The sequence below is a fragment of the Chitinophaga sp. genome, from assembly GCF_039596135.1.
Lineage (GTDB): Bacteria > Bacteroidota > Bacteroidia > Chitinophagales > Chitinophagaceae > Chitinophaga.
In genome coordinates this window covers 1-3,969 of the sequence record NZ_JBCNKH010000134.1, presented here as the reverse complement: position 1 = coordinate 3,969, position 3,969 = coordinate 1, and the positions used below count along the sequence as shown (strand labels likewise).

General features: G+C 43.4%; 4 protein-coding genes. 2 read left to right on the top strand and 2 right to left on the bottom strand.

Annotated elements, in window-relative coordinates; all coding sequences use genetic code 11:
• Positions 1–1,144: redoxin domain-containing protein (locus ABDW16_RS31185; protein ID WP_343675376.1), on the top strand; the 1,144-nt coding region annotated here is incomplete at its 5' end.
• Positions 1,145–1,207: 63 nt separating this feature from the next.
• Here ABDW16_RS31185 and ABDW16_RS31180 read toward each other — a convergent pair.
• The gene (locus ABDW16_RS31180) at positions 1,208–2,335 is read right to left on the bottom strand and encodes a tetratricopeptide repeat protein (RefSeq protein WP_343675375.1); all 1,128 of its coding nucleotides are present in this window, start codon (positions 2,333–2,335) and stop codon (positions 1,208–1,210) included.
• A 136-nt stretch (positions 2,336–2,471) separates the two neighbouring features.
• Here ABDW16_RS31180 and ABDW16_RS31175 point away from each other — a divergent pair, with 136 nt between their 5' ends.
• Positions 2,472–3,338, top strand: coding sequence for a helix-turn-helix domain-containing protein (locus tag ABDW16_RS31175; protein ID WP_343675374.1), 867 nt, complete (start codon positions 2,472–2,474; stop codon positions 3,336–3,338).
• Here ABDW16_RS31175 and ABDW16_RS31170 read toward each other — a convergent pair.
• Positions 3,292–3,969, bottom strand: a 678-nt coding sequence (locus ABDW16_RS31170; RefSeq protein WP_343675373.1) for a HupE/UreJ family protein, incomplete at its 5' end; no start/stop codon positions are given. The genes ABDW16_RS31175 and ABDW16_RS31170 overlap by 47 nt on opposite strands.

Genomic DNA, 3,969 nt, shown 5'->3' with positions numbered 1-3,969 from the left:
TATCTATGATGAGAAAGACCCTGCAAAGAAAGAAGCCATGTATTACCAGCTGATCAGGCGCTTCCCGCCTGCCAAATTCGGCCCGGACAGGATTGCGTATGATTATGTGAGGAATGCAATTGGCGGAGCATATGCTAATATTGACAGTGTAGACAAAGCCGTTAAATTTGCCAACATGGTGGAAACCTCTGCCTGGAAAGGTGAAGGCTGGGCTGGTATTGGTAATGCACTGGCAAGGAAGGGACATTTTAAAGAAGCAGAAGCTTTGCTGAAAAAGGCCGTAGACACTTCTTATTCCTTCAAGATAGCGAAGGTACAGGACAATGCAGCAAAATTTGCCGCGGTTGGGTACCGGTCTTATAACGCCATCTTATCAAAGATGCTGTATAATGACAAGAACTATGAAGAAGCGTTGAAATATGCAGACAATGCCTATAAGGTGTACAAGGAAGACGGCGAGGTAAATGGTGGTGTATTGGATACTTACTCCAAGGTACTCATTGCACTAGGCCGTGATAAGGAAGCTTTTGAAAAGATTGATGAAGCAGTAAGGGCAGGTCAGGCCACCAATGATATGAAGACGGAGCTGAAGTCACTGTATACAAAAGTAAAAGGCACTGAGGGGTACGATGCATACCTGCAGGAGGTGAACCGTCAGCTGATTGCTAAGATCACGAAAGAGCTCAGTAAGCAGATGATCAATACAGCAGCGCCTGATTTTACATTGACAGACCTGGAAGGCAGGAATGTGACATTGAGTGAGCTGAAAGGAAAAATTGTAGTACTTGATTTCTGGGCTACGTGGTGCGGCCCCTGTAAAGCATCTTTCCCTGTCATGAAACAGGCCGTACAGCGGTATGAAAAAGACAATGATGTACAGTTCCTCTTTATTCATACCTGGGAAAGAGATGATAAGGCAGTAGCTGATACAAAGAAATTCATTGCCGACAATAACTATCCTTTTGAAGTGCTGATGGACCTGAATGAGCATAAGGCTGCCACCGCTTATAAAGTGAATAGTATACCAGCAAAATTTGTGATAGACAAGGCGGGGAATATCCGGTTTAAGTTTTCCGGGTTCGCTGGTGGTGCAGATGCTGCACTGGAAGAGATTTCAGCAATGATATCCCTGATACGGGGTTAAAAGGGAATTGAGGTTGTCTCAAAAGTAACCTGACAGGTTTTACTTTTAAGGCAACCTCATTGTTTACTTAGTTGTGAAGTAAGTTTCTTTTAGATATTTATAGATCATAGCCTCCTGTTTGTCTGTACTATCCCCTTCCTGCAAGTAGCGTTTATAATATTTCTTTGCTGCTGCCTGGTTTTTCATATTTACATCGTACATCCTGCCTATACTATACAAGTGCATGGGCTCGCGGCTCAGGTAGTACGCCGTATCCATATTGGCAATTGCAGGTTTATACAATTTCAATCCTTCATCGTTGCCAGCTATAGCTGCATAGTAATCTGGCAAATTTTTAGAGCGGGCCAGGTCTATACAGGTATTTAATAGTTTGTTACTCTCTTCATAGAATTTCAATTTGGTATAAGCCAGGGCAGCATAATACATCACCTGTTCAGACGGGTTTTTGCGATCTTCCATGTAGGTATTGATGTCTACGCAGAACTGGTAGTCTTTCAGCACGAAACTGGCTGCTGTGACATAGCTCATAGCGCCGGATAGCACGATTTCATGGGCCATCAGGTATTTGCCAAGGGTGATGCAGTTCTTATAATTCTTCAGATAGTAGTTGCACCTGATAGCGGTACCAACGATGAAGGGCTGGGTTGAATCCTTTTGCAGGTAGACATCGAGAATAGAATCAGCAGCCGTATACATTTCCTGTCCCATACGCTCGTCAGCGAGGCGGTTCACGGTTTTGGGATCGCCGGGATTGAGCTTATAGGCTTGTAGCAATAAACCAAAGCCTTCTTCGACCTCATCGTTGTTCAGGAGGGCAAAGCTCAGTTGCCTGATAGCCACTGAATTGCCAGGTCGTAAAGCAGCAATACGGCGGAGGTGGGGGATCGCCAAAGCGTTAGCGTGCTGATTGAGGCAGATATTTGCAATATATTGATGAGCGGATACATTTGTACTATCCAGCGTCAATACTTTATTATATGTGTTGATAGCTTCACTATTATTTCCTGCCTGGTAGTAAGTGTACGCCAGCAGCGATTGCTGTTTGATATTGTTAGTATCTAAATGGGTCTGCTGATATGCAATAGCACGGGGATAATCCTGTTCCTGCAGGTATTCCATTACAGAATCGGTTTGTTGGGCCAGCAGTGAGGTAGTTGGCAAAAATAACAGTAACAGAAGGGTTCTGATCATATAAACTAAATATTTAGTTTCAAAACTATGTATTTAGTTTTAAATAAAGAAATGTTATTTTAAAGTCTGTATTTTTGTGTATCAATCAAACTTTTGCCTATAAAACAGATCAAAGCCTATTATTAAATTCTATCGATTGAAGCGAATTATACATTTTGAAGGGTTGTATGGAGAACCGGCCCCCAGACCAGATGGAGAGTACCTGTTTTCTGAATTGCTGGAAACACGCAGTGAAAACTTTGACTGGCGGATCAAGCCCCACATTCATACTAACCTCTACCAGATCTTTCTGATAGAGACACGCAAGACCGAGTTTTTGGGGAACAATGAACCTACATGGCTGACAGGCCCATCTATTTTATTAATACCGCCTTTGGCCATTCATGGCTTTAACTATCACGCTGCTACCAAAGGACGGATACTGACGATCGCTGACAAACTGGTCAGGAGCATCTTTCCTGTGGCAAACAGCATTACTCCTATACTGGAGAACCTGCAGATGCTCACGCACTTTGTGCCACCTTATACTTTCAAATATGTAGTAAAACTGGTGGAAGAGATCCATGAAGAACTATACAGTACCCGGCATGAAAAGCAGCAGATGCTAACGGCAATGTTGCAACAATTATTTTTAGTTTTATACCGGTTGTGGAGACAAAACAGTGTTGTCGTACAGGAACCGGATAGTTTATCTCTTTCCTATTTCCGCAAGCTACAGAAACGAATCAGCGAAGCAGGCTCCAAATATAACATTGATCAGTATGCAAGAGAACTGGGTATTACCCCGGTGCACCTGAACAGGATCTGCAATAGTGTAGCCGGTAAATCGGCGCATCAGCTCCTGCAGGATCACCTGGTTGATGAGGCGAAAAAGCATTTGCGTTATACTTCTTACACCGTATCGGAGATTGCGTATTTATTGAACTTCGAATACCCCAATTATTTTGCGCGCTTCTTTAAGAAAGTAACCGGGCTCTCACCCAGCGAGTACCGGAAAATGTAATGGCAATGATCGCAAGGATAATGATGAACCATTTACCCTGAATTTGTGCCAGCTGTGCAGAGATGATGTTCGGTTCATTCGATATTCTTTCTACCATCCAGCCCAGGCTGGCGATAATCGCTATTGCGCCTCCGATATACCTTACCCAGTTATTACCAATTAATATTAACCAGGGCAGTGTACAAAGCAACACGAATAACTGCATCGCTTCTATACCGACATTAAAGCCCAAAATGCTTAGGGCTATTTCTGTAGGTACGAGGTCTAAATTATTTAATGCAGCAGCAAAGGCTAAACCGTGTATGAAACCAAAGTCCAATGCGATCCAGGCTTCTTTTTCCGGGAAAATGGGGCGAATGGCGTGAATAGCGCTGATCAAAATTGTGAGGGTAATGGCTACTTCTACCCATTGTGAGGGAATGACTATCCAGCCTAATGTGCCACAGAGCAGGCTTATTGAGTGACCGATGGTGAAGGCTGTAACTATTTTTATCAATCTCCTTATTCTGTCTGCAGCCGGCAGCATTAATACCAATAGGAATAACAGGTGATCGGTACCTTCGCGGATATGTTCTATCCCCAGCATGACCATGTTTTTGAAACCTGTCCAGTAAGTACCGTGTTCCAGGTT

Coding starts and splice junctions, on each gene's coding strand:
- ABDW16_RS31180 (WP_343675375.1), bottom strand. CDS start 2,335: ATGATCAGAACCCTTCTGTTACTGTTATTTTTGCCAACTACCTCACTG.